This is a genomic window from Pseudoduganella sp. jia 9 (genome assembly GCF_055502615.1).
In genome coordinates this window covers 184,201-204,893 of sequence record NZ_JBUPWE010000004.1, presented here as the reverse complement: position 1 = coordinate 204,893, position 20,693 = coordinate 184,201, and the positions used below count along the sequence as shown (strand labels likewise).

The window sequence follows — 20,693 nt, the reverse complement described above, 5'->3', positions numbered from 1 at the left end:
ATCGGCCTGACTACAATATCGACCAGGCCGCACGGCAAGGCCCGGCCATTGCGCGTGCGTCAGCTTGCGCCGCGCGTGGCAAGGAACTCGCCCTTGCCGACGGGGACCAGGCTGCACGCGAAGCCGTCGGCCTTGACGGCCTGGACGAAACCGGCAATCTCGCCGGCATGCGACACCGCGTTGTCGACCACCAGAAGGCCGCGCGGACGCAGCACGCGCCGGATTTCCGGCCACCAGTCAAGATATTGGGTTCGATCCGAATCCAGGAAGAGCAGGTCGTAGGCCGCATCGCCGGCCATCCGCAATACCTCGCCGGCATCGGCATTGAGCGCGTCGATCCGGTCGCGCAGCCCGGCGCGGGTGAAGTTCTCCAGCGCCATCCGGTACTTGGCGTCGAGCAGCTCGACCGTCGTCACCTTGCCGCCATCGGCCGCCGCGGCATCGGCCAGCCACAGCGCCGAGTAGCCGTTCGACGTGCCGATTTCCAGGATGTCCCGGGCCCGCGTGGCGCGTACCAGCACAGCGAGGAATTCACCGGTATCGCGCGTGACGTTCAGCATGCGCTGCGCGCTGGCCGGATCGCCGCGGCCGATGCCGCCGTCGTTGGCGGCGCCGAATCGTTCGAGTTCTTCCAGCAACAGGTTCAGGTCGGTATTCACGGGGACTCCTCGGGCACTGGGGAGTTGGCATGCTGCCAGAATTCTGGCAGCCATGGCAACGCGGGACAGTGCCACCCGCACCTGGTCACGGCGAATAACGCTCGGGCATTGATAATGATCAAAGCCGCTGTTCACCGTTATGCATCTGGCCGCTGCTGCGACCGGAAGGAATATGGTGCCGGTATATTTCCCGACCGCCGGCGCCGGTAGTGGCGGGTTGCTCCGCCAGGTTGTGCCCCTCTCCACAGAAGCAGGCGTATTCTGCCGCGCGAATGTGACAAGCGTTTGACCTGCGTCAGCTTGCCCGGTCTAATACGGCCATGACGATCGATTCCCTCCTGCGGCAAGCCGTCGCACACCACCAGCGCGGCGCATTCGCCGAAGCCGATGCGCTGTATGGACAAGTCCTGCAGCACGATCCCGCCAACTTCGATGCCCTGCACCTGACCGGCGTGCTGGCGCGCCAGCGCGGCGATGCGCAGCGCGCACTGGAACTGATCGGCCGCGCCATCGCGCTGGACGGAACGCGCGCGATCGCCCATTGCAACCTGGGCGCGGCGCAGCAGGATGTCGGTCGCGATGGCGATGCGCTGGCCAGCTATGAACGCGCGCTGGCGCTGCAGCCCGCCTATCCGCTGGCGCTGTGCAACCGCGCCAATGCGCTGCGCCGTCTCGGCCGCCTGGAAGACGCGCTGGATGGCTACGCGGCCGCGCTTGCGCTGTCGCCACGCTATCCGGAAGCGCTGTGCAACCGCGCGCTGGCGCTGCAGGAACTGGGCCGGCACGATGACGCGCTGGACGGCTTTGCCGCAGCCCTCGCGGCCCGGCCGGCTTATCCGGAAGCGGTCAACGGCGCCGCCGTGTCGCTGCTGGCCACCGGCGATACCGAGGAGGCGCTGCGGGGATTCGACCGCGCACTGCAACTGCGGCCCGGCTATGCCGAGGCCTGGTGCGGACGCGCCGGCCTGCTGCTGTATGCCGGCCAGCCCGACGCGGCGCTGGACAGCTGGCATCGTGCGCTGGCGGCCCGCCCCGGCCATGCGCGGGCACAGCTCGGCCTGGCGAACACGCTGCGCGCGCTGGGCCGGCACGAGGCGGCGGTCATCGCCTACCGGCAGGCGAAGAAAATGGGCGCCGACGCCGCCACGGTCGACTACCTGCTGGCCGCGCTGGGCGCCGCCGCGGCGCCACAGTCTTCTCCGCCGGACTACGTGGCCGCGCTGTTCGACGGTTACGCGCCGCGCTTCGACCGGCACCTGGTCGAGGAACTGCGCTATCGCACGCCGGCGCTGCTGGTCGGGCTGCTGGAGCGGCACCTGCCGCGGCAGGCCGGCAGCGCCACGGCGGCCCTCGACGTGCTGGACCTGGGTTGCGGCACCGGGCTGTGCGGCCCGCTGCTGCGGCCGTTCGCGCGCCATCTGGGCGGTGTCGACCTGTCGCGCGCGATGCTGGCCAGGGCTGGCGCGCTGGCGGTCTACGACGAGCTGGCGTGCGCCGACGCCGTGGCGTTCCTGCGCGACGGCGGCCGCCAGTGGGATGTGCTGGCGGCTGCCGACGTGCTGGTGTACATCGGCGATCTCGATGCGCTGTTCGCTGCCGCGCGGCCGGCGTTGCGCACCGGGGGCCTGTTCGCGTTCTCGGTGGAGGTACTGGAAGACAGTACAGGGCAGGGCCGGGGGCAGGGCAGTGAACAGGGCCGTGACGTGCCTGGATACGTCCTGCGCGCGTCCGGCCGTTATGCGCACGCGGCGGCATACCTCCAGGAACTCGCCGCCCGCCATGGTTTTGCGTTGCGCGTGCTGGAGCGGTGCACGCTGCGTCAGGACAGCGGCGTGGACGTGGCCGGCCTGCTGGCGGTCATGGCACTTGCCTGAGGATGTGGCCGGTCGCCGGCTTGCTTGCCGGCTTGCTTGCCGGGCTGTGCGCCGGCCAGGACACCCGGCCGGCAGCTGGCCTGTGATTCAGCGCGCTGCCTTCGTGGCAGGGGTGGAAGCACCGGCGGATGGCCCGCCGAGCTTGAACACCGCCGTCACCGATTGCGCGAACGGGAGTGCCGGCGGTACCGCATAGGGCTTGATGCCCTGTGCCTGGGGAAGCGACGGCGTGCCGGCATCCGGCGGTGCGAGCAGCGCCGGGCCCATCTTGTCCAGCGGAGCGCGAGCGATCGCCACTGCCGGGCCCAGCTTGCGGCCGAACGCTTCGGCACTCATTCCTTTTCCTCCTTCAGCATCCGTTCGATCTCCTCGCGCTCCTTGCCGATCTCCTCGCGCTCCTTGCGCGAGATGCCGGTCTTCAGCGCGGCCAGTACCAGCGCATTGGCCGAACAGGCGAAGGCGCGCTGCAGCAGGTTTCAGCAGGTTCGTCTGCAGGGCATCGCGCCGCTGCGCCGGCGCATGGACATGGGAGCGCTGGCTGTCGTCGCGGATCAGCAGGCTGCATCAGGCGAAGCACCGTGCCATAGCCCAGGTCGGGCCGGCTGTCGCGCAGCGCATCGTGGACCTGGCGCGCGGTGGCGTAGCCCAGCTGCCATAGCGCCTGCAGCAGTTCCAGTTCGGCCGGCGTGGGCTTCGGCATGTCGGGGGGAGTGGCAGGGCAGGGGGGCTGGGCAGGACCAGGCCCGGGCGTGGCGGCGGCCAGCTGAGTTGCTGCCTGGGCAGGTACGGCAGCAGATCCCGGCTATGGCCGTGGAACCAGGTTCAGGTGCACGTGGATGCGTGCGGCCAGTTCGGCCGGCAGGAACGGCTTGCTGACGAAGTCGACACCGCCGATCGACAGGCCCAGGATCCGGTCTTCCGCCGATTCGGTGCCGCTGACGAAGATCACGGGAATGTCCTGCGTGGCCGGGTTGGCTTTCAGCAGGCGGCAGCAGGTATAGCCATCCATGTCGGGCATGCGCACGTCGAGCAGGATCAGGTCGGGGTGCCGGGACTGCGCCAGGCGATAACCCTCCGCGCCGTTGTAGGCAACGCAGACACGATAGGGCATTTCGCTGAGCAGGTCGGCCAGCAGGCGCTGTTCGAAAGCTGAATCGTCCACGATCAGGATATTGCGGACGGTGGCATCGTTAGTCAGGTACATAACTTGGACATTACGGCGACATAAGGTTGGCGGTGGGGTCCCGGACTGCATATATTATGCACCGTAATTAAATAGAAAATATCGTTCCCAGTGTTGTTCCAACATTTTTTCGCACATAGCAAAAGGCCAGTTGCCCATTCGCTGTGCACTGTAGTGCCTAATGCTGAGTATTTAAGAGAAAAAATGGATCTTTTATCCCGTCGGTGATTATTCGATAGTTTGTTCGACCTCTTTTCAGGGTAAAACGTAGCCTCTGTTGCGCTCGTTCGTTTTTTAATGTGCACAAGTGGGAGGAATAATGAAACATACCGATTTTGGCCTGATGCCCTGTCCGATCGCGCGCAGCCTCGGCAAGGTAGGCGAATGGTGGAGCATTCTCATCCTGCGCGATGCGTTTTACGGGCTTACCCGGTTCGACGAGTTTGAAAAAAGCCTGAAGATCGCTCCCAACATGCTGACCCGGCGCCTGGCGGGCCTGGTGGCGGGCGGCCTGATGGAAAAGCGGCAGTACAGTGCCCGGCCGCCGCGCTATGAGTACCTGCTGACCGAAAAAGGTCGCGCGTTCAAACCAGTGCTGCTGGCATTCGTGGCATGGGGCAATGAACACCTGGCGCCGGAAGGGGCCAGCCTGCTCGTGGTGCACCGGGAAACAGGCCAGCCGGCCGAGCAGATCCTGGTGGATGCGCGCAGCGGCAGCCCGATCAGCGATGAGGATTATGTGTTCGCACCCGGTCCGGCGGCCCCGGAAATCATGCGGGCGCGACTGCGTGAGGTCAGCCAGCGCGTGCCATTCATCAAGCACGTGGGTGGTAACGGCACCGCCAATCCCGGCGCCAACTAGCAGCGCGATCGGCAATTAAGCCGTCAACATAATGGGCCCCGGCCGCTTCGCGCGGCCGGGGCTTTTTTGCCGGCCCCGTCTCCTTCCCGCGTCATTCCACGTCGTTCCCATCCCTTGGCTGCGTAATGTGCGTCTCCACCGCACGTTCCGCCGTAAGATGCATATCTATTTCAATAATCCGCATATGGTCCTGAAAGCGGCCTCTGTCTTTGTTACACAAACCCGACAACCGAACAACCGCAGGGAGAATCGAATGAACAAGGCAAGGATGTGGAAGCGTTACCTGGGCGTGCCGCTGCTGGCTGTCCTGATGGGCATGGGTTCTGCCTACGCGCAGTCGCTGGCGAAAGCCGACGAGAAGGCGCTGAAGGACATGGCGATCGCCAACATGGCCGAGGTGGAAACCGCCAAGATTGCTCTGCAGAAGTCGCAGAATGCCGAGGTCAAGGCGTTTGCCCAGCAGATGGTGGACGACCACACGAAAGGCCTCGATGAAGTGAAGGCCGTGGCGCAGGCCAAGAACGTGACGCTGCCGAGCGAGCCGGATGCGAAGCACAAGGCCATGGCGAAAAAACTGCAGGCCATGTCCGGCGAGAAGTTCGACAAGGCTTACCTCGACATGGCGGGCGTGAAGAGCCACAAGGAAGCGCATGCCCTGGTCGTCAAGACGCAGTCGAACGCCAAGGATGCCGACGTGAAAGGCCTGGCGGCGAAACTGCAGCCGACGATCGACCAGCACATGGGCCACGTCGAGCAATTGGCCTCGACCATGAAGGACACGAAGAGCGGCACCGCGATGGGCTCGTCCGGCTCCGGCAGCACCGGCAGCTCGGCCATGCCGAAAAGCAAGGACAAGATCAGCACCCAGCAGCAATCGAGCGGCAACACCGACAGCCCGGTCAACCCGGCGAATCCGGCGACCAATCCGCCGGCCAAGTAAGCCCACCGCGTCCGGTCTCCGTACCGGGCGTTCCTGCACGAGGCCCGGTCGCTGTACCGGGCCTTTTTTCAGGCGAACCGCATCAACCCTCCGGCTCGATGGCGGGCTCGATCGTGATCTCGGTCTTCAGCGAGTTCGCGATGTAGCACTTGTCGTGCGCCTCGTGGTGGATCGCGGCGATTTCCTCCTCGCCCGGCCAGGCGCCGCCGGCAAACACGATGTCCGGACGCAGCGTGATGTTCGTCATCGCCATCCGGCCGGACGCATCCTTCTCCAGCAGGCCGACAGCATTGTCGACGTAGCTTTCCACGACGTGGCCGCGCCTGGCCGCGATCGACAGGAAAAACAGCATGTGGCAGCTGGCCGCCGCGGCGACCAGGGCTTCTTCCGGATCGATGTTGTCCGCCACCGACATCGGCAGCGGTACCGACAGCGGCGATGACGATGCCGGCACGCTCAGGCCCCCGTCGAAGCGCCATTCGTGGCCGCGGCTGTATTTCTGGTCGAGGAAGGGCTGGCCGTTGCGTTGCCATTCCAGTCGTGCTTCGAATTGCATGATGTCTCCAGGTGTGGTTGGCGATGCCGCGAGTGTAGCGCGGCAAGCGGCCGACGTCCTGCCGGGATGCGCCCTATAATCGTTCGCTGGCCGCTGCAGGCGGCCATCAACGGAGGACATATGCAACTGTTTTTGACGGCAGGTTTCATCCTGCTGATCGTCATCTGGGGCGTGCTTGCGCCCGACACGATGGCGGCGCAATTCGATCTGATACTGGCTGCCATCACGCGCAATTTCGGCTGGCTCTACCTGTGGCTCGTGCTCGGCCTGGTGCTGCTGGCGCTGTTCCTGGCCTTCAGCCGCTACGGCAACCTGAAGCTTGGCGGCGAGGATGAAACGCCGGAATTCTCGACAAAAAGCTGGTTCTCGATGCTGTTCGCGGCCGGCATGGGCATCGGCCTGGTGTTCTGGGGCGTGGCCGAACCGATCTCGCACTTCAACGTGGCGCCGCCGCCGGGCATCAGCCCCGGCACGCCCGAGGCGGCCAATGCCGCCATGCGTCTTGCATTGTTCCACTGGGGCGTGCATCCGTGGGCGGTGTACAGCATCGTCGCGCTGGCGATCGCCTTCTTCCTGTACCGCCGCGACGGCCGCTCGCTGATCAGCACCGTGACCGATGCGCTGCCGTGGCAGTGGCCGAAGCGGCTCGGCGGCCTGTTCAACGCACTGGCCGTGATCGCCACCGCGTTCGGCGTGGCCGCCTCGCTCGGCATGGGGGCGCTGCAGATCAATAGCGGGATGACGTCCGTGTTCGGCCTGCCGAACACGCCGGTAACGCAGGTGGCCATCATCGTCGTCGCCACCGCGCTGTTCATCGGATCGGCCGTGAGCGGCGTCGAGAAAGGCGTGCGCATCCTGTCGAACGTCAACATGATGCTGGCGACGCTGCTGGCGCTGGCCGTGTTCCTGCTCGGTCCGACCGTCGTCATCGTCGACACGCTGACCAACACGGTGGGCACTTACCTGTCCGAATTCGTGCGCATGAGCCTGCGCATGACGCCGTTCCGCGACACCAACTGGGTGGGCGGCTGGACCATCTTCTACTGGGCCTGGTGGGTATCGTGGTCGCCGTTCGTCGGCCTGTTCATCGCCCGCGTATCGCGCGGGCGCACGATCCGCGAGTTCATCATCGGTACCGTCGCGGCACCGTCGCTGGCGGCCTTCATCTGGTTCTCGATCTTCGGCGGCACCGCGCTGTACATGGAAGTGTGGCAGCACGTGCCGCTGTCCGAGGCGGTCAAGGCGGACGTGTCGACCGCGCTGTTCCAGATGTTCGACGCACTGCCCGGGGGCTCGACGATGTCGGTCGTGGCCACCGTGCTGGTGCTGGTGTTCTTCGTCACGTCGGGCGACTCGGCGGTGCTGGTGCTGAGCATGATGAGCACCAGCGGCAACCCGCACCCGCCGGCGCGCGTCAAGGTGATCTGGGGCGTGCTGGTGGCCGGCATCGCCCTCAGCCTGCTGCTGGCCGGCGGCCTGAAGGCGGTGCAGACGGCGACCATCGTGTTCGCGCTGCCGTTCACGGTGGTCATCGTGCTGATGGCGTGGTCGCTGTGGCGCGCCATCGTCCACGACTGGGACGAGGAAGAGCGGCGCGAGCGCGAACTGCGGCGCAAGCTGCGGCAGATGGCGTCGCAGTAAGCGCCAACGCAGCTGGCTCCACCGCAGTTGGCTCCCCCGCAGTAGGCTCTACTATACTGGCGGCTTCTCAACTTGCCGCCAGCCGCCATGTCCACTGTCGTCCGCTGCACCTGGGTCAACCCCGCCAATCCCCGCTACATCGCCTACCACGACGATGAGTGGGGCGTGCCGTGCCACGACGAACGCCGGCTGTTCGAGATGCTGAACCTGGAGGGCGCCCAGGCCGGGCTGTCGTGGGAGACCATCCTGAACAAGCGCGATACCTACCGGGCCGCGTTCGACGACTGGGATCCCGTGAAGATCGCCGCCTATGGCCCCGAAAAGGTGGCCGAACTGCTGGCCAACCCCGGCATCGTGCGCAACCGCCTGAAGGTGGCGGCCGCCATCACGAACGCGCAGGCTTACCTGCGGCTGCGCGAGCAGGGCCAGACGCTCGATGGCTACCTGTGGGGCTGGGTGGACGGCAAACCGGTCCGCAACCATATCGGCACCCCCGCCGACCGCATGGCGAAGACCGAACTCTCCGACCGCATCTCGAAAGACCTGGCGAAGCGGGGCTTCAAGTTCGTCGGCTCGACCATCGTGTATGCCTACCTGCAGGGCATCGGCATCGTCAACGACCACGACGCGGCCTGCTTCCGGCAAGCGGCCTGCTCCTCGCCTGCGGAAGGCGCGCCTTGAGCGATCGCGTCATCCTCGACCTGGCGTTCGACGAGGAGCGCCTGGCCGCGGCCCGCGCCGCCGGCGGCACGCTGCACTACATCGTGGCGATGCGCACGCTGCCGGCGGTAGCCGATCCCGCACTCGCCGCGCACTGGCCGATGAACGTGCCGGGCCTGCACCGGCTCGAATTCGATGGCGGCCGCACGATCCTCGACCTCGCGCTGGGCGAGCCGGAATCGCTGATACCGGAACTGACCGCGCGGGTCGACGAATTCCATGCGCCATCGACGCAGGCGCCGTTGCGGGCCCTGGCCCGGCTCGCGGTACCCGGTGCCCGGCTGTGGACAGCGGCGGGTGACGAGGCCTGGCGCCGCGGCCTGCGCGCCGCCGGTTTCTCGTGGGATGCCGACACCGAACCGCTGGTGGCGCACTACACGAGCCGCAAACCGCAGCCGCCGCGGCCCGCGGCACCACTGCGCAGTGCCGTCGTCATCGGCGCCGGCGTGGCCGGTGCCGCCGCCTGCGAGCGCCTGTGCGCGCGCGGCTGGCACGTCACGCTGGTCGAACGGCACGCCGGACCGGCGCAGGAAGCTTCCGGCAACCGCGCCGGCATCTTCATGCCGCTGCTGTCCCGCGACGACAATATCCCGACCCGCCTGACGCGCGCGGCCTACCTGTATGCGTTGCGCCGCTGGCATGCGCTGGGCGGCATGGCACCCGACGGCAGCGCGCCGATCCTGGGCCAGCAGTGCGGCGTGCTGCAACTGGCGCGCGACGCGGAACATGCGGCGTTGCAGGAAGAGGTGGCCGATGCCTGGCGCTACCCGCCGGAATTCGTGCGCTGGCTGGACGATGCCCAGGCCTCCATGCTGCTCGGCTCGGCCACGCCGCATGGCGCCTGGCTGTTTCCGCAGGGAGGATGGGCCAATCCCGCTTCCGTGTGCCGGGCAATGCTGGCCGCCTGCGGCGACCGGCTGCAGCGCGTGTTCCATGCCGAAGCATTGTCGCTGGAGCGGGCCGGCGAGCGCTGGCTGGTGCGCGGCGTGGACGGCAAGGTCCTGGCCGAAGGCGCCCATGCGATCGTCGCGAACGGCGCCGGCGCAATGCAGCTGGCGCAGACGGCGCCGCTGCCGCTGTACACGATGCGCGGCCAGGTCACGCACCTGGCCGCCGATACGTTCGCGGCGCCGGCGCTGGTGGTCTGCCGCGAGGCCTACATGACACCGGCCGCCGACGGCATCGCCAGCGTCGGCGCCACGTATGACCGCGCCAGCGACCGCACGCTGTGGCCGGCGAGCCAGGCCGAGAACCTGGAGCGGGCGCGCGAGATCCTCGGGGCCGGGCGCGTGCCTGCCGCCCCGCCGCTGGCCGGCCGCGTGGGCCTGCGCTGCATGGCGCCGGACCGGCTCCCGCTGGTGGGTGCGCTGCCCGACCACGATGCCGCGGGCCAGCCGGAGCGCCTGCGCGACGTGGCCAGGCATCCGGGCCTGCATGCGCTGCTGGGTTACGCCTCGCGCGGACTGATCTGGGCGCCGCTGGCTGCCGAGTTGCTTGCCTGCAATCTTGAAGGGCAATCATCGCCTGTCGAAGCCTCGCTGGCCGCCGCACTCGATCCGGGACGGTTCCTGCTGAAATCGCGCCGGAAAACTGTGGCGGCCGCGCCATAGTAAGCCCCGTAAACGCTGGTTTCATGCGGCTTCGCGGCTATAATTGCCGCACTGAAACTTTTGCGGGGTAATGATGGAAGATCAAGGCGGCTCGCCCGAGCTGTTCGTGTTTCTGGCTTCCACGGTGCACGACATGAAAAATTCGCTCAGCGTGCTGGGCGGAACGCTGGAGAACCTGCTGGTCAAGCATCCGCAGGCCGGCGAGGATGCATCGTACCCGCAAATGGCGCACATGCTGTACCAGACGCGCCGGCTGTCCGACAACCTGATGCAGCTGCTGGCGCTGTACAAGGAAGTGGGCAAGCCCACCTATCCGTTCGAGCCGGTCACGGTGCCGCTGGGCGAGCTGGTGCACCAGGTGGCCAGCCAGTCGCGCGTGCTGCTGGAGGCAAAGGAGATCCGGCTCGATCTCGAATTCAGCCAGGAGTTGCTGTGGACGCTGGACGAAGACCTCGTCATCGGCGTGCTGTGCCACGCGATCAACAATGCCGTGCGCTATACGCGCGACCGCATCCGCCTGGCGATCGCGGAGCGCGACGGCATGCTGGAATTCCGCATCGAGGATAACGGCATGGGCTTTCCGCCATCGATGCTGGAAGCCGGCGCGGTGGTGGGGCAGGGCGTCAACTTCCTCACCAACAGCAGCGGGCTGGGGCTGTTCTTCGCCAGCGAAGTGGCGAAGATGCACAAGCGGCGCCAGCGCGGCGGCAGCATCCGCCTCGAAAACGGCGGCCCGCTGGGCGGCGGCTGCTTCGTCCTGACCCTGCCGTAGGCTGCCGGCCATGAGTACCTACATCACGGCAAGCGGCGCGCCGGCTCCCGAGATCTCCAGCGTGGACTGGAGCGAAAAACGCTACCTGATCGTCGACGACTTCGTCGGCATCCGGCAGCTGTTGCGCGAGTCGCTGCGCAATATCGGCGCGCGGCACATCGACCAGGCGTCGTCCGGCGGAGAAGCGATGACGCTGCTCGGGCGCACCCACTATGACGTGGTGCTGTGCGACTTCAACCTGGGCGAGGGCAAGAACGGCCAGCAGGTGCTGGAAGAAGCGCGCGTGCGCAACCTGATGATCCCCAGCAGCGTGTGGCTGATGGTGTCGGCCGAGAAGAGCGTGGAATCCGTGATGGGCGCGGCCGAGCACCAGCCCGATGCCTACATCATCAAGCCGATCACCGAGGGCGTGCTGCTGACGCGCCTGAATCGCGTATGGCACAAGAAGCAGGTTTTCCAGCAGATCGACGCCGCCTATATCGACAAGGACTACCTGCGCGCGGCCCGGCTGTGCGACGAGCAGATCGCGCGCCACAAGGTGCACGAGATCGACCTGATGCGCATGAAGGCGGCGCTGCTGCTGAAGGCGGGCGAGCCGGAAAAGGCGCGCGTGGTCTACGAAAGACTGCTGGAGGAACGCGAATACAACTGGGCCCGCGCCGGGCTCGGAAAGATCCGCATGGCGAATGGCGATTACGAGGCGGCACTCCAGATGTTCCAGGGCGTGATCGCCGAGAACCGTTTTTATATCGATGCCTACGACCAGCTGGCCGCGGCGCTGGAGGGGATGGGCCGCCACGAGGATGCCTGCGGCGTGCTGGAAAAGGCCGCCAGGCTGTCGCCGAATTCGGTGCCGCGCCAGCGCAGCCTGGGCAACGCCGCGCTCCGCACCGGCAATGTGCAGCTGGCCGAGCACGCATTCCGCAAGTGCCTGGCGATCGGCGAATACTCGATCCGCCGCACGGTCGATGCCTACCTGGGCATGGCGCGCGTGTGCGGCATGAAGAACGACACGAAGGAAGCGCTGCGGCTGCTGGCCATTGCGCAGCGCGATTTTCCGGGCGAGGTGGTGCAGCTGCGCAGCAAGGTCACCGAAGGCATGGTCTATCACGAGAGCGGCGACTACCGCCGGGCGCGCAAGTCCGGCGACGAGCTGGGGGCGATGCTGGACGGGGAACGGAAGCGCCCGCACGCCGCCACCTGCATCGAGATGGCCACGCTGCTGTTCGCGGTCGGCGTCAAGGAAGCGCCGGCCGAGCTGCTGTGCCACGTGGTGCGCAACAACCACGACAACGCCGTGCTGCTCGATGACGTGCAGAAGATCTTCGACAAGGCGCGCATGAGCGAGGAAGGGGAGGAACTGATCGCCGCGGCGCGCAAGGAAGCCACCGAGATGATGAACCAGGGCGCGCTGCTGTGGAAGACCGGCCGCATCGGCGATGCGGTGGCCTGGATGCGCGCATCGCGCGAACGCCTGCCGGACAATATGCGCATCCTGTTCAACTCGGCGCAGATGCTGATCAGCCACATGCAGCAGCAGGGCTACGACGAAGCGCTGATGATCGAGGCAAACGGCGTGCTGATGCACGTGGATGCGCTGGCGCCCGGGCAGCAGCGTTTCGCGCAGCTGGTCGAGCAGCTGCAGGAACTGGTGCCGCGGCGCGAGGACGCTGCCGGCACGCCGGCGGAGGAGCCGGCCGCGCCGGCGGAATAAAGGCTGCCCCCGCTCCTGGCGCGGTACTTCCGCCGCTATTCCTTTTTCGGCGCTGTCTTGCGCACCGACGGCTTGCGGGCCGTTGCGGCACCGTCGGGCTTTGCTTCCTGCTCCGTTTCCGCCCCGGTGTTTGCGCCGGCGGCATTGCCATCGTCGCTGGCGGCAGCCGGCGCCTGTGGCTGCGCCGCTCCGGTCGGCGGTTTCGCCTCCGCCGTCATCGCGGTGCTGACTGCCTGCTTGAACTGTTCCTGCAGCATGTTCCACCAGATGGCGGGATTGGCCATCTGCGCGGCGGCGGCGGCGGCCAGGTCCGGCTTCGGCGGCGCTTCCTCGGCGGGCCGGCTTTCCGCCGCTGCCGCCGGCTTCGGCTGGGGTTTGGCTTCCGGCCTCGGCGGTGTCGGCACCGGCGTCGGGGGCTGCCTCGGCGCTGCCTTGGCCGGGTCGAGATGGTTGAAGAACGCGGCCGCGTAAGGATTCGCGTCGAACATCGATTTTTCCGGCCGCCCCGGTTTCTGCTGCATCGTGTCGGCCAGGCTCTGGCCCATCGACTTCAGGGTGGCAATCGTGCCGCGCTGGACTTCCAGCGCCTGGATACTGCTGCGCAGCATCGTGCCGTTCAGGTTCAGCCAGGCTTCCACGGCTTTCAGATCATTGATCTTCTTGTCCAGCTCATCCAGCGACAGCGTGGGCGAGGTCAGGCCGGGCACGCCCATGCTGCCCCACAGCGATTTCACGAAATCCAGCGTGTCCGTCATCACGGCCGCGCCGGGGATGTTTGGCATTTGCGGTGTGCTCATGGCATGTCTCCAAGACTTTTGTGGGATACCTTCGATGGCTAGCGTAGCAGATTTGACACCATCGCCGGCAAAAAACGGAACCGTTTACACTATGGGGCATGACGATCGTTACCTTTATTTCGCAACGGCGCCGCGCGCTGGTGCTGTGCGCGGCCACCGTGGCGCTGCACTACCTGACGATCGGCTGGCTGGCGGCGCGCATCGGCACGGCCGACACGCCACCGGAACAGGTGCCGATGAAGGTCAACGCGCAGTTGCGGCCGGCGCTGCCTGCGCGGGTGGACAGCGTGCCGCGGCAGGAGCCTGTATCCGTTCCTTCTTCCGCACCTCCCGCTCCCGCGCGGACCCGTCCGCGTGCATCCGCGCCGCGCATCGCCGGGCCGGCCGATCCGGTCCCCGGGCCGGTGCCGGAGCCGCTGGCCGAAGCGCTGCCGGCCGCGGTTGCCGCCCCCCTGCCGGCCGGTCTCGTGGCGCCGCCGGTGCAAACCGGCGCTGCGCCGCAGCCTGCCGAAGTACAATCGTCCGCCGAACCGGTGCCGCCGGCGGCAACCGAACCGATGGCGGGCCGGCGCTTCCGCGTCGACCTGCCGCCCACCGCGGCGTTCGAGCTGGAAGTGAAACGCACCGACGCGGACGGCACGCAGTGGACCGGCAGCGCCGACATGCGCTGGCAGACCGACGGCAGCACGTACAAGGTCGGCCTGGAAGTGGGCATCAGCATGCTGATCGCGCGGGTGGTCCTGCTGGAACTGGCCAGCGAAGGCACGATCGACGATGCCGGCATCGCTCCGGTGAAGATGACGGAAAAGCGGCGCAGCCGCTCGATGACGGCCACGCACTTCGACCACGAGGGCAAGCGCATCACGTTCTCGGCCAGCACGGCCGCGGTGCCGATGGCCGCCGGCGCACAGGACAAGGCCACGGTGCCGTTCCAGCTGGCGGCGATCGGCCGCGGCGATGTCAACCAGTTCGGCAGCGATATCGACATCCAGGTGGGCGAAGACCGCGAAGCCACCGTATACCGCTTCGTGCTGGTGGGCGAGGAAGAGCTGGAAACGAAGATGGGCCGGCTCGTGACGTGGCGCCTGGCGCGCCCGCCGCGGCCCGGCAGCTACAACGCGCGGCTCGATATCTGGCTGGCGCCCGGCCTGGACTGGTACCCGGTACAGATCCGGAATACGGAACGCAGCGGCGCCGTGACGACGCAGACCGTCACGAAGATCCTGCGGCCGGCAAGCTGAATGAGAGGAAGACCATGAAACACATCCTGCACCGTGCCGCGCTGGCGGCTTCGCTGATTGCCGCGTCGCTGCCGGCCACCGCCATGGCCGCCGGCCAGGACGACCGGCCGGGTGCCAGGTACAAGTTCGACCTGCCGCCGTCGGCGGAGCTGACGTATACGGTCAAGGCCAGCAGCCATGGCATTCCGCTGTCCGGCAGCGGCACCATCGGCTGGCAGCAGGGCAACGGCAAGTACACGCTGGTGACGGAAGCGCGCTCCGGCATGTTCGGCAAGGTGCTCGAATACCGCAGCGAAGGCACGGTCGACGCCTGGGGCCTGGCGCCGGACACCTACTACGAAAAGCGCATCCGCAAGGGGGCCGGCACGACGACCTTCCGGCGCGACACGAAAACCATCGACCTGGCCGACAGCGACAACACGGTGCCGATCCATGGCGGCGAACAGGATCGCAGCAGCGCGCCCTGGCAACTGGCCGCCATCGCCCGCGCCAGTCCGCAGAAATTCGTGCCCGGCTCGGAATGGAAGTTCTACGTGGCCGGCCGGCGCAGCGCCGACACATGGAGTTTCAAGGTGATCGGCACCGAAACCGTCAAGACCGGCGCCGGCGACGTGAAAGCCGTCCATTTCAGCAAGGCCCCGCCGAAAGGCAAGGGCCAGCAGGTCGACCTGTGGCTGGCGCCGTCGCTCGAGTGGTACCCGGTGCGGCTGGTGTTCATGGAAGACGATGGGGATTCTTTCGAGCAATTACTCGATAAAGTATCAAAAAAATAAGCACCATCCCCTAAAAAAATGGGGACGGACCCTGTTTTTAGGGAAATCTTTCCTAAGAAACAGGGTCCGTCCCCTGTTTTTTGTGAGATCGCCGGCCGCCTGTTTTCTGAAAAATATTTCCTGAAAAACAGGGTCCGTCCCTGATTTTGGCAGTGAATGGCTTGCCGTCAGCAACGGTTTTGCTAGCCGGAACTGGTATACTCACGTCCCCGCCTGAGTTCGCAAGCCTTTGAAGGTTTAAGCAGCAGGGCGCCCAGAACCCCGGAGCGCGATGAGTAATACCGCACATGCGGCAGCCAGCACAGCCACGGCCGCCGAACACAATCCCACCGAGCAGGAACAGGCACTGCAGGCGCATTTCCAGCCGAACGTGTCGGTCGACGAGATCGAGCAGGTCTTCCACCTGAAGCGCGCGCAGCCGCTGCTGCAGGTGTTTACAGCGCTGTTCCACGGCGGTTTCGAGAGCGTGCTGGTGCGCCTGCTGGTGCTGCGCGAGCTGGCCAACGACACCACGTCTTCGGCGTTTTCGCGGGCCGACATCAATACGCGCCTGGCCTACCTGCTGCCGGAGAGCCTGGAAACGGTGCTGATGCGCCTGCGCACGAACGGCCTGCTGGCCTGGGATGCGCAGCAGGGCGTCTACCGCGTGACGCCGATGGCGCGCAACGTGCTCTCCTCGATCGATGCCTTGCTGACCCTCGGCCAGGACCACGACGAAGCCGAGATGGGCTTCCTGCTGTCGCAGGTGGCCGGCGCGCAGGCGGTGGGCGGCGTCACCGGCGAACAGCTGCAGCACCTGCTGGGACGCCTGACCGACCTGACCGACGAATTCCGCGATGCGATCGCCTCCGGTTCCGAATTCCGGCTGCGCGAATCGCAGGCCAAGTGGCACACGGCGTGCGACTGGGTGGAGAAGGGTTCCGAGATCCTGCGCGCCATCACCAGCGACGAAAACGCCGATGCGGCCACGCACCGCGCCGCCCAGGCGATTGGCCGCGCTCAGAGTTCGCTGCTGAACATGCAGGGCATGTTCTCGCGCGCGCTGAACCAGATCGAGCGGCAGCGCGTGCACCTGGGCCAGTCGGGCCTGTCGACGACCGACATCAAGCGCTGGCTGCTGGCGCACCCGGACCTGGCCTCGCTGGCCGAAGACGCCATCGAACAGCCGGTGAAGCCGCTGTTCATCACGCCGGCCGAGATGATCGACGTGGCCGAGACCGAGCTGATGGCCGAGCGCGTGGCAGTCGTCGCCTCCGGCCTGCCGTCCGGCGAGGATGCGCCGCTGACGGTCAACGAAGACCAGGACATGCAGCGCGAGCTCGACGACTGGCTGGCGCGCCTGTCGGACTTCGCCACGCTGAACAACTTCCCCAGCATCGCCGACGAGTCGCCGAAGGACATCAAGGTACACGAAGCGCTGCTGCCGGCCAGCTTCGCGGTGGCGTCGTACCGCGCGTCGATGCTGCCGCTGCTGGGCGACGAGGGCGAGGCAAGCCTGCAGGGCGCTACCGCCGCGCTGGCGCGCCTGCCGCTGCAGTTCGCTCCCACCGACATGATGGTGCAGCTGGATGACATGGAGGTGGCCGCGATGACGCTGGCCAGGCTCTCACTCGATTTGAACGATAGCGACAAGGCCGCGAGCTGACCTATGCGAGTTACCCGATGAATGACGATTCCCAAATTTTGATCGCGCGCCTGCTGACGCACCAGACGCTGCGCCGCGACGACCGCCTCGTGAAACGCGCGCTGTCCGACGAGCAGTTCCGCCAGGAGGTCGATGCACGCCTGCTCGCCACCGGCCTGAAGCTGCTCGACAACGTGTACGCCGACCACGTGACGCTGGCGCTGCACCGCGCCATCGAGCCGAAGATCTTCGGCGCGCGCGACACGTGGCAGAACAATAATTTCGGCCTGGCCCGCGACGGCGTGGCGCTGCTGGTGGTGCTGTGGGCGCTGATCATCCTGCCCAAGCGCGAGCGGCAGGAAACCCACCAGCATGCCGATGACGACCAGGACGACATGTTCGGCAACGATAAGCCGGTGCCGCGCGCGGAAGACACGTCGATCGGCATTCCGTACAAGGCGCTGCTGGCCGACTTCGGCGACAAGCTGGGCAAGAAGACGCGCATGGACATGAACCTGGGCATCCTGTCGAAGCTGGGCTTCATCGAACGGCGCGGCGACATCCTCGTCGAAGGCCCGCTGCTGGACCTGCTGATGGATACCGACCTGCTGAAGGAACGCATCATCAACGGCGCGCTGGCCGAAGTGTTCAAGCGCGCGCCGGCGCAGGTCGTGCACATTCCGCGCGCGGTGCTGGCTGCCGCCAACGACACGGCCAGCGCGGATGAAAGCGTGCCCGCCGCCGAGGACGAGGTGGCCGCCGCGATCCGCGACGCCGCCGCATTGGCCAACGATACCGCCACCGATACGGCCAGCGACACGGCCAACGATACCGAAAACCGGAGCTGACGCATGTTTCACATCAAATCGCTGGAGCTGGTCCACTGGGATTACTGGCAGCGCATCAAGAACATCCCGCTGGACGCCAAGATCATCACGATCGCCGGCCAGAACGGCTCCGGCAAGACCACGCTGCTCGATGCGCTGCGCACGCTGTTCGGCCTCGATTGCTCGATGGGCCGCACCTACAAGCACTATGCGCGGCACTCGGGGCAGCAGAGCGCGTGGCTGCGCGCCGTCGTCGACAACCGGGCCCAGGGCCGGCAGCTGTCGAACCGTCCGTTCCGTTCCAGCGGCTTCTTCTCCGAAGACGAAGTCACGCTGTTCTGCCAGATCCAGAAGAACGGCGGCGACTGGAAGCGCCAGTACCTGATGCGGCCGGGTAACGTCGAGATCGAGGAAGTGACGGAAGCGAACGACTGGCTCGGCGTCGAGAACTACCGCAAGCGCCTGGCGAATGCGGGCCTGTCGCCGGCGATGGCGAAGGTGCTGGCGCTGGAGCAGGGCGAGACCGACAAGCTGTGCGAATACGCGCCGCGCCAGTTGCTGGACCTGGTGTTCCAGGTGTTCGGCGACAAGGAAGTGCTCGATGCCTACGACGAGGCGAAGCGCCACCAGCGCGATACCGAGGAAGAGCTGAAGCGCTTCGAGGCGGAACTGGAAGGGTCGCGTGCGAACCTGGAAGGCCTGCGCCTGCGCGTGGCCAACTACCATCAATGGGAAACGCTGCACAAGGAACGCCGCAACCTGCAGGAAGAAGTGCTGCCCACGCTGGAGTACCACGAGGCGCGCGAAAAGGCCAACAACATCGGCCGCCAGCTGCGCGAGGCAAAGAAGCCGCTGGCGCAGGTGGACCAGCAGATTGCCGACCGGCGCCGGGAAGTGGAGCGGCAGGCATTGCTGCTGCAGGAAGCGCAGCAGCAGGAAACCGTGCTGGAACAGGAATCGACGGTGCTGCAGACGCGCCTGTCGTCGCTGAACGCGAAACTGAAGCCGCTGGACAGCCTGATCGAGCAGAAGTCGCGCCTGCAAAAGCTCGCCGCCGAAGCGGGGGCCGATATCGCCGACGTGGCCAAGCAGCTGGAAGAGAAGGAAGCGGAACTGGCGCGCCTGCGCGCATCGCGCGACGCGGTATCGTCGCGCATCGCGGCCGACAAGGCCACCATCTCCGCCCTGCAGGGCAAGACGGCGATGCCGGAGCCGGACAACGTGCGGCAGATGCGCCGCGTGCTGCGCGATGCGAACATCCCGCACGCGATGCTGTCCGACATCGTCGAAGTCACCGATCCGAAGTGGCAGGGCGCCGTCGAGGGCGTGCTGGGCGGCTATGCCTCCGTGGTGCTGCTGGAGAATGCCTCCGATGCGGCCGCCGCGTATCGCCTGGCCGAGAAGGAGCGCTATCGCCACTTCATCGTGCCCGAATGCGTGAAGGCGCACGAGCCGAAGAATGACAGCCTGCTGTCGGTGGTGCGCTTCACGGCGCGGGCGCCGGAGTGGCTGATCGAGCAGCTGTCGCGCATTACCCGCGTGGACTCGGTGGAGCAGGGCGCGAAGCTCGGCAACATCGAGGAATGGATCACGCCGGACGCCTACCACAAGGAACGCCGCGGCGGCCGCTCGCTGTTCGTCGAAGTGTCGCGCTACCGCTTCGGTTCCGCCGGCCGCACGCAGCGCCAGGAAGCCATCGCGCGCAACCTGCCCTCGCTGGAAGCCGAAGAAGACAAGTTCACGCTGCAGATCAGCAAGCTGGCTTCCGAGACCAGCGCGCTGAAGGCCCGCGTGGCCGGTGTCGACGCGGTGAAGGAGCTCTCGGCCCGTGCCGATGAATTCGACGAAGCCGCGCGCACCGCCGTGCCGCTGCGCGCGGAACGCCTGGAAGTGGGCTCGCGCCTGGGCGAGCTGCAGGGCCTGATGAAGAACGCGACGGTCGCGCGTACCCGTGCCGACGGCGCGTGGAACGGCGCGCGCATGTCGCTCTCCGAAGCGGAAGCGGGCATGCGCCTGAACTACAAGCGCCAGCTGGACCAGCGCTCCGACCACGCGCGTGCCTTGCTGGCGCTGCGCCGGCAGTGGAAGCACCTGCCGGCGGCGTGGCGCCGTCCTGCGCGCCGCCAGGCGGTGGTGGCGCAGCACGTCAACGCGCACCAGGTCGACCTGCGCATCGCCAGCCTGCAGGCCAGCCTGGCGCGCGACGACTGGGAACTCGATGCCACCGTCATCGACCAGTACGCGCGGCTGAACGAGCAGCTGTCCTCGCGCAAGAGCGAGACCGAAGAGCGGCGCTACCAGAACAACCGCGCGATCGAAGCCACCGGCAACGCGCGCGGCGCCTATATCGAGCGGCTGCGCTACACGATCAGGCAGTACACGAAGAACATCAAGGAACTGGGCGAGCTGGCCAAGATCGAAGTCAGCGCCGATCCGGTGAAGCTGGAGAACGACGACCTGCTGCTGGCCCAGGCCGGCCTGCACGTGCGCTTCAAGTTCGACGGCAAGGGCGTCATCGGCATGAACGACGGCGAAGCCTCCGGCGGCCAGCAGGTGATGAAATCGCTGGTGCTGCTGATCGGCCTGCTGAAGTCCGACGAAGGCTCCGGCGGCTTCGTCTTCATCGACGAACCGTTCGCCCACCTGGACATCCGCAACATCCAGCTGGTCGGCGAATTCCTGAAGAACACCGACGCCCAGTACCTGATGACGACCCCGCTGACGCACAACACGGACGTCTACGACCCTTCCGAACTTACGCTCATCACCAGCAAGAAAAAGAAGGACACGCAGTGGGCGCAGCCGATCTTCGTGCTGCAACGCAAGAAAACCGACGACAAAGCCGCTGCCTGACGCCAATATTTCCTGAATCCGGGGTCAGACCCCGGTTTTAGGAAATT

19 protein-coding genes are annotated in these 20,693 nt (G+C 66.6%); 13 read left to right on the top strand and 6 right to left on the bottom strand.

The window, feature by feature from the left end; all coding sequences use genetic code 11:
• Nucleotides 1–59 precede the first annotated feature (59 nt).
• Nucleotides 60–659: an O-methyltransferase gene (locus ACY34H_RS05790; protein ID WP_464976540.1), complete on the bottom strand. Its 600-nt coding sequence runs from the start codon at nucleotides 657–659 to the stop codon at nucleotides 60–62.
• A 320-nt stretch (nucleotides 660–979) separates the two neighbouring features.
• On the opposite strand from ACY34H_RS05790, the gene ACY34H_RS05785 reads away from it, so the two are divergent.
• Nucleotides 980–2,533, top strand: coding sequence for a tetratricopeptide repeat protein (locus ACY34H_RS05785; RefSeq protein ID WP_464976539.1), 1,554 nt, complete (start codon nucleotides 980–982; stop codon nucleotides 2,531–2,533).
• Between the two features lie 87 nt (nucleotides 2,534–2,620).
• On the opposite strand, the gene ACY34H_RS05780 is transcribed toward ACY34H_RS05785, so the two are convergent.
• The 3 genes from ACY34H_RS05780 to ACY34H_RS05770 all read right to left on the bottom strand — a co-directional run bounded on the left by ACY34H_RS05780 (nucleotide 2,621) and on the right by ACY34H_RS05770 (nucleotide 3,737).
• Nucleotides 2,621–2,869: a hypothetical protein gene (locus tag ACY34H_RS05780; protein WP_464976538.1), complete on the bottom strand. Its 249-nt coding sequence runs from the start codon at nucleotides 2,867–2,869 to the stop codon at nucleotides 2,621–2,623.
• Between the two features lie 82 nt (nucleotides 2,870–2,951).
• Nucleotides 2,952–3,233 (bottom strand): BlaI/MecI/CopY family transcriptional regulator, encoded by a 282-nt coding sequence (locus ACY34H_RS05775; RefSeq protein WP_464976537.1) that lies wholly within the window; start codon nucleotides 3,231–3,233, stop codon nucleotides 2,952–2,954.
• Between the two features lie 102 nt (nucleotides 3,234–3,335).
• Nucleotides 3,336–3,737, bottom strand: a complete 402-nt coding sequence (locus ACY34H_RS05770) for a response regulator (protein WP_464976536.1) — start codon at nucleotides 3,735–3,737, stop codon at nucleotides 3,336–3,338.
• Between the two features lie 298 nt (nucleotides 3,738–4,035).
• On the opposite strand from ACY34H_RS05770, the gene ACY34H_RS05765 reads away from it, so the two are divergent.
• Together ACY34H_RS05765 and ACY34H_RS05760 are read left to right on the top strand one after the other, a co-directional pair.
• Entirely contained in the window at nucleotides 4,036–4,578 is a 543-nt protein-coding gene (locus ACY34H_RS05765) for a winged helix-turn-helix transcriptional regulator (protein ID WP_464976535.1), read from the top strand.
• A 253-nt stretch (nucleotides 4,579–4,831) separates the two neighbouring features.
• Nucleotides 4,832–5,518 carry a DUF4142 domain-containing protein gene (locus ACY34H_RS05760; protein ID WP_464976534.1) on the top strand — a complete coding sequence of 229 codons (687 nt, stop codon included), beginning with the start codon at nucleotides 4,832–4,834 and terminating at the stop codon, nucleotides 5,516–5,518.
• Between the two features lie 82 nt (nucleotides 5,519–5,600).
• Here the strand turns inward: ACY34H_RS05760 and ACY34H_RS05755 are convergent, their stop codons facing one another.
• Nucleotides 5,601–6,074 carry an OsmC family protein gene (locus ACY34H_RS05755; RefSeq protein WP_464976533.1) on the bottom strand — a complete coding sequence of 158 codons (474 nt, stop codon included), beginning with the start codon at nucleotides 6,072–6,074 and terminating at the stop codon, nucleotides 5,601–5,603.
• Between the two features lie 120 nt (nucleotides 6,075–6,194).
• Here ACY34H_RS05755 and ACY34H_RS05750 point away from each other — a divergent pair, with 120 nt between their 5' ends.
• The 5 genes from ACY34H_RS05750 (at nucleotide 6,195) to ACY34H_RS05730 (ending at nucleotide 12,531) form a co-directional block, all read left to right on the top strand.
• Nucleotides 6,195–7,715, top strand: coding sequence for a BCCT family transporter (locus ACY34H_RS05750; protein WP_464976532.1), 1,521 nt, complete (start codon nucleotides 6,195–6,197; stop codon nucleotides 7,713–7,715).
• A gap of 87 nt (nucleotides 7,716–7,802) precedes the next feature.
• Nucleotides 7,803–8,396, top strand: a complete 594-nt coding sequence (locus tag ACY34H_RS05745; protein WP_464976531.1) for a DNA-3-methyladenine glycosylase I — start codon at nucleotides 7,803–7,805, stop codon at nucleotides 8,394–8,396.
• The gene (gene mnmC1 / locus ACY34H_RS05740) at nucleotides 8,393–10,045 is read left to right on the top strand and encodes an FAD-dependent 5-carboxymethylaminomethyl-2-thiouridine(34) oxidoreductase MnmC1 (protein WP_464976530.1); all 1,653 of its coding nucleotides are present in this window, start codon (nucleotides 8,393–8,395) and stop codon (nucleotides 10,043–10,045) included. The genes ACY34H_RS05745 and mnmC1 overlap by 4 nt, the downstream gene beginning before the upstream one ends.
• A 70-nt stretch (nucleotides 10,046–10,115) precedes the next feature.
• On the top strand, nucleotides 10,116–10,817 hold the full coding sequence (locus ACY34H_RS05735; protein ID WP_464976529.1) for a sensor histidine kinase: 702 nt from the start codon (nucleotides 10,116–10,118) through the stop codon (nucleotides 10,815–10,817).
• 10 nt (nucleotides 10,818–10,827) lie between these two features.
• Nucleotides 10,828–12,531 (top strand): response regulator, encoded by a 1,704-nt coding sequence (locus tag ACY34H_RS05730; RefSeq protein ID WP_464976528.1) that lies wholly within the window; start codon nucleotides 10,828–10,830, stop codon nucleotides 12,529–12,531.
• A 35-nt stretch (nucleotides 12,532–12,566) separates the two neighbouring features.
• On the opposite strand, the gene ACY34H_RS05725 is transcribed toward ACY34H_RS05730, so the two are convergent.
• Complete coding sequence (locus ACY34H_RS05725) at nucleotides 12,567–13,328, bottom strand: PhaM family polyhydroxyalkanoate granule multifunctional regulatory protein (RefSeq protein WP_464976527.1); 762 nt, start codon at nucleotides 13,326–13,328, stop codon at nucleotides 12,567–12,569.
• Nucleotides 13,329–13,426: 98 nt separating this feature from the next.
• Between ACY34H_RS05725 and ACY34H_RS05720 the strand changes: the two genes are divergently transcribed.
• The 5 genes from ACY34H_RS05720 to ACY34H_RS05700 all read left to right on the top strand — a co-directional run bounded on the left by ACY34H_RS05720 (nucleotide 13,427) and on the right by ACY34H_RS05700 (nucleotide 20,646).
• Complete coding sequence (locus ACY34H_RS05720) at nucleotides 13,427–14,569, top strand: DUF3108 domain-containing protein (RefSeq protein WP_464976526.1); 1,143 nt, start codon at nucleotides 13,427–13,429, stop codon at nucleotides 14,567–14,569.
• Between the two features lie 14 nt (nucleotides 14,570–14,583).
• On the top strand, nucleotides 14,584–15,342 hold the full coding sequence (locus tag ACY34H_RS05715; protein ID WP_464976525.1) for a DUF3108 domain-containing protein: 759 nt from the start codon (nucleotides 14,584–14,586) through the stop codon (nucleotides 15,340–15,342).
• A gap of 271 nt (nucleotides 15,343–15,613) precedes the next feature.
• Nucleotides 15,614–16,987: a hypothetical protein gene (locus ACY34H_RS05710; RefSeq protein ID WP_464976524.1), complete on the top strand. Its 1,374-nt coding sequence runs from the start codon at nucleotides 15,614–15,616 to the stop codon at nucleotides 16,985–16,987.
• Nucleotides 16,988–17,004: 17 nt separating this feature from the next.
• Nucleotides 17,005–17,814, top strand: coding sequence for a hypothetical protein (locus tag ACY34H_RS05705; RefSeq protein WP_464976523.1), 810 nt, complete (start codon nucleotides 17,005–17,007; stop codon nucleotides 17,812–17,814).
• A gap of 3 nt (nucleotides 17,815–17,817) precedes the next feature.
• On the top strand, nucleotides 17,818–20,646 hold the full coding sequence (locus tag ACY34H_RS05700; protein WP_464976522.1) for an ATP-binding protein: 2,829 nt from the start codon (nucleotides 17,818–17,820) through the stop codon (nucleotides 20,644–20,646).
• Nucleotides 20,647–20,693: the final 47 nt, after the last annotated feature.

Coding starts and splice junctions, on each gene's coding strand:
- ACY34H_RS05785 (WP_464976539.1), top strand. CDS start 980: ATGACGATCGATTCCCTCCTGCGGCAAGCCGTCGCACACCACCAGCGC.
- ACY34H_RS05780 (WP_464976538.1), bottom strand. CDS start 2,869: ATGAGTGCCGAAGCGTTCGGCCGCAAGCTGGGCCCGGCAGTGGCGATC.
- ACY34H_RS05775 (WP_464976537.1), bottom strand. CDS start 3,233: ATGCCGAAGCCCACGCCGGCCGAACTGGAACTGCTGCAGGCGCTATGG.
- ACY34H_RS05770 (WP_464976536.1), bottom strand. CDS start 3,737: ATGTACCTGACTAACGATGCCACCGTCCGCAATATCCTGATCGTGGAC.
- ACY34H_RS05765 (WP_464976535.1), top strand. CDS start 4,036: ATGAAACATACCGATTTTGGCCTGATGCCCTGTCCGATCGCGCGCAGC.
- ACY34H_RS05760 (WP_464976534.1), top strand. CDS start 4,832: ATGAACAAGGCAAGGATGTGGAAGCGTTACCTGGGCGTGCCGCTGCTG.
- ACY34H_RS05755 (WP_464976533.1), bottom strand. CDS start 6,074: ATGCAATTCGAAGCACGACTGGAATGGCAACGCAACGGCCAGCCCTTC.
- ACY34H_RS05750 (WP_464976532.1), top strand. CDS start 6,195: ATGCAACTGTTTTTGACGGCAGGTTTCATCCTGCTGATCGTCATCTGG.
- ACY34H_RS05745 (WP_464976531.1), top strand. CDS start 7,803: ATGTCCACTGTCGTCCGCTGCACCTGGGTCAACCCCGCCAATCCCCGC.
- ACY34H_RS05735 (WP_464976529.1), top strand. CDS start 10,116: ATGATGGAAGATCAAGGCGGCTCGCCCGAGCTGTTCGTGTTTCTGGCT.
- ACY34H_RS05730 (WP_464976528.1), top strand. CDS start 10,828: ATGAGTACCTACATCACGGCAAGCGGCGCGCCGGCTCCCGAGATCTCC.
- ACY34H_RS05725 (WP_464976527.1), bottom strand. CDS start 13,328: ATGAGCACACCGCAAATGCCAAACATCCCCGGCGCGGCCGTGATGACG.
- ACY34H_RS05720 (WP_464976526.1), top strand. CDS start 13,427: ATGACGATCGTTACCTTTATTTCGCAACGGCGCCGCGCGCTGGTGCTG.
- ACY34H_RS05715 (WP_464976525.1), top strand. CDS start 14,584: ATGAAACACATCCTGCACCGTGCCGCGCTGGCGGCTTCGCTGATTGCC.
- ACY34H_RS05710 (WP_464976524.1), top strand. CDS start 15,614: ATGAGTAATACCGCACATGCGGCAGCCAGCACAGCCACGGCCGCCGAA.
- ACY34H_RS05705 (WP_464976523.1), top strand. CDS start 17,005: ATGAATGACGATTCCCAAATTTTGATCGCGCGCCTGCTGACGCACCAG.
- ACY34H_RS05700 (WP_464976522.1), top strand. CDS start 17,818: ATGTTTCACATCAAATCGCTGGAGCTGGTCCACTGGGATTACTGGCAG.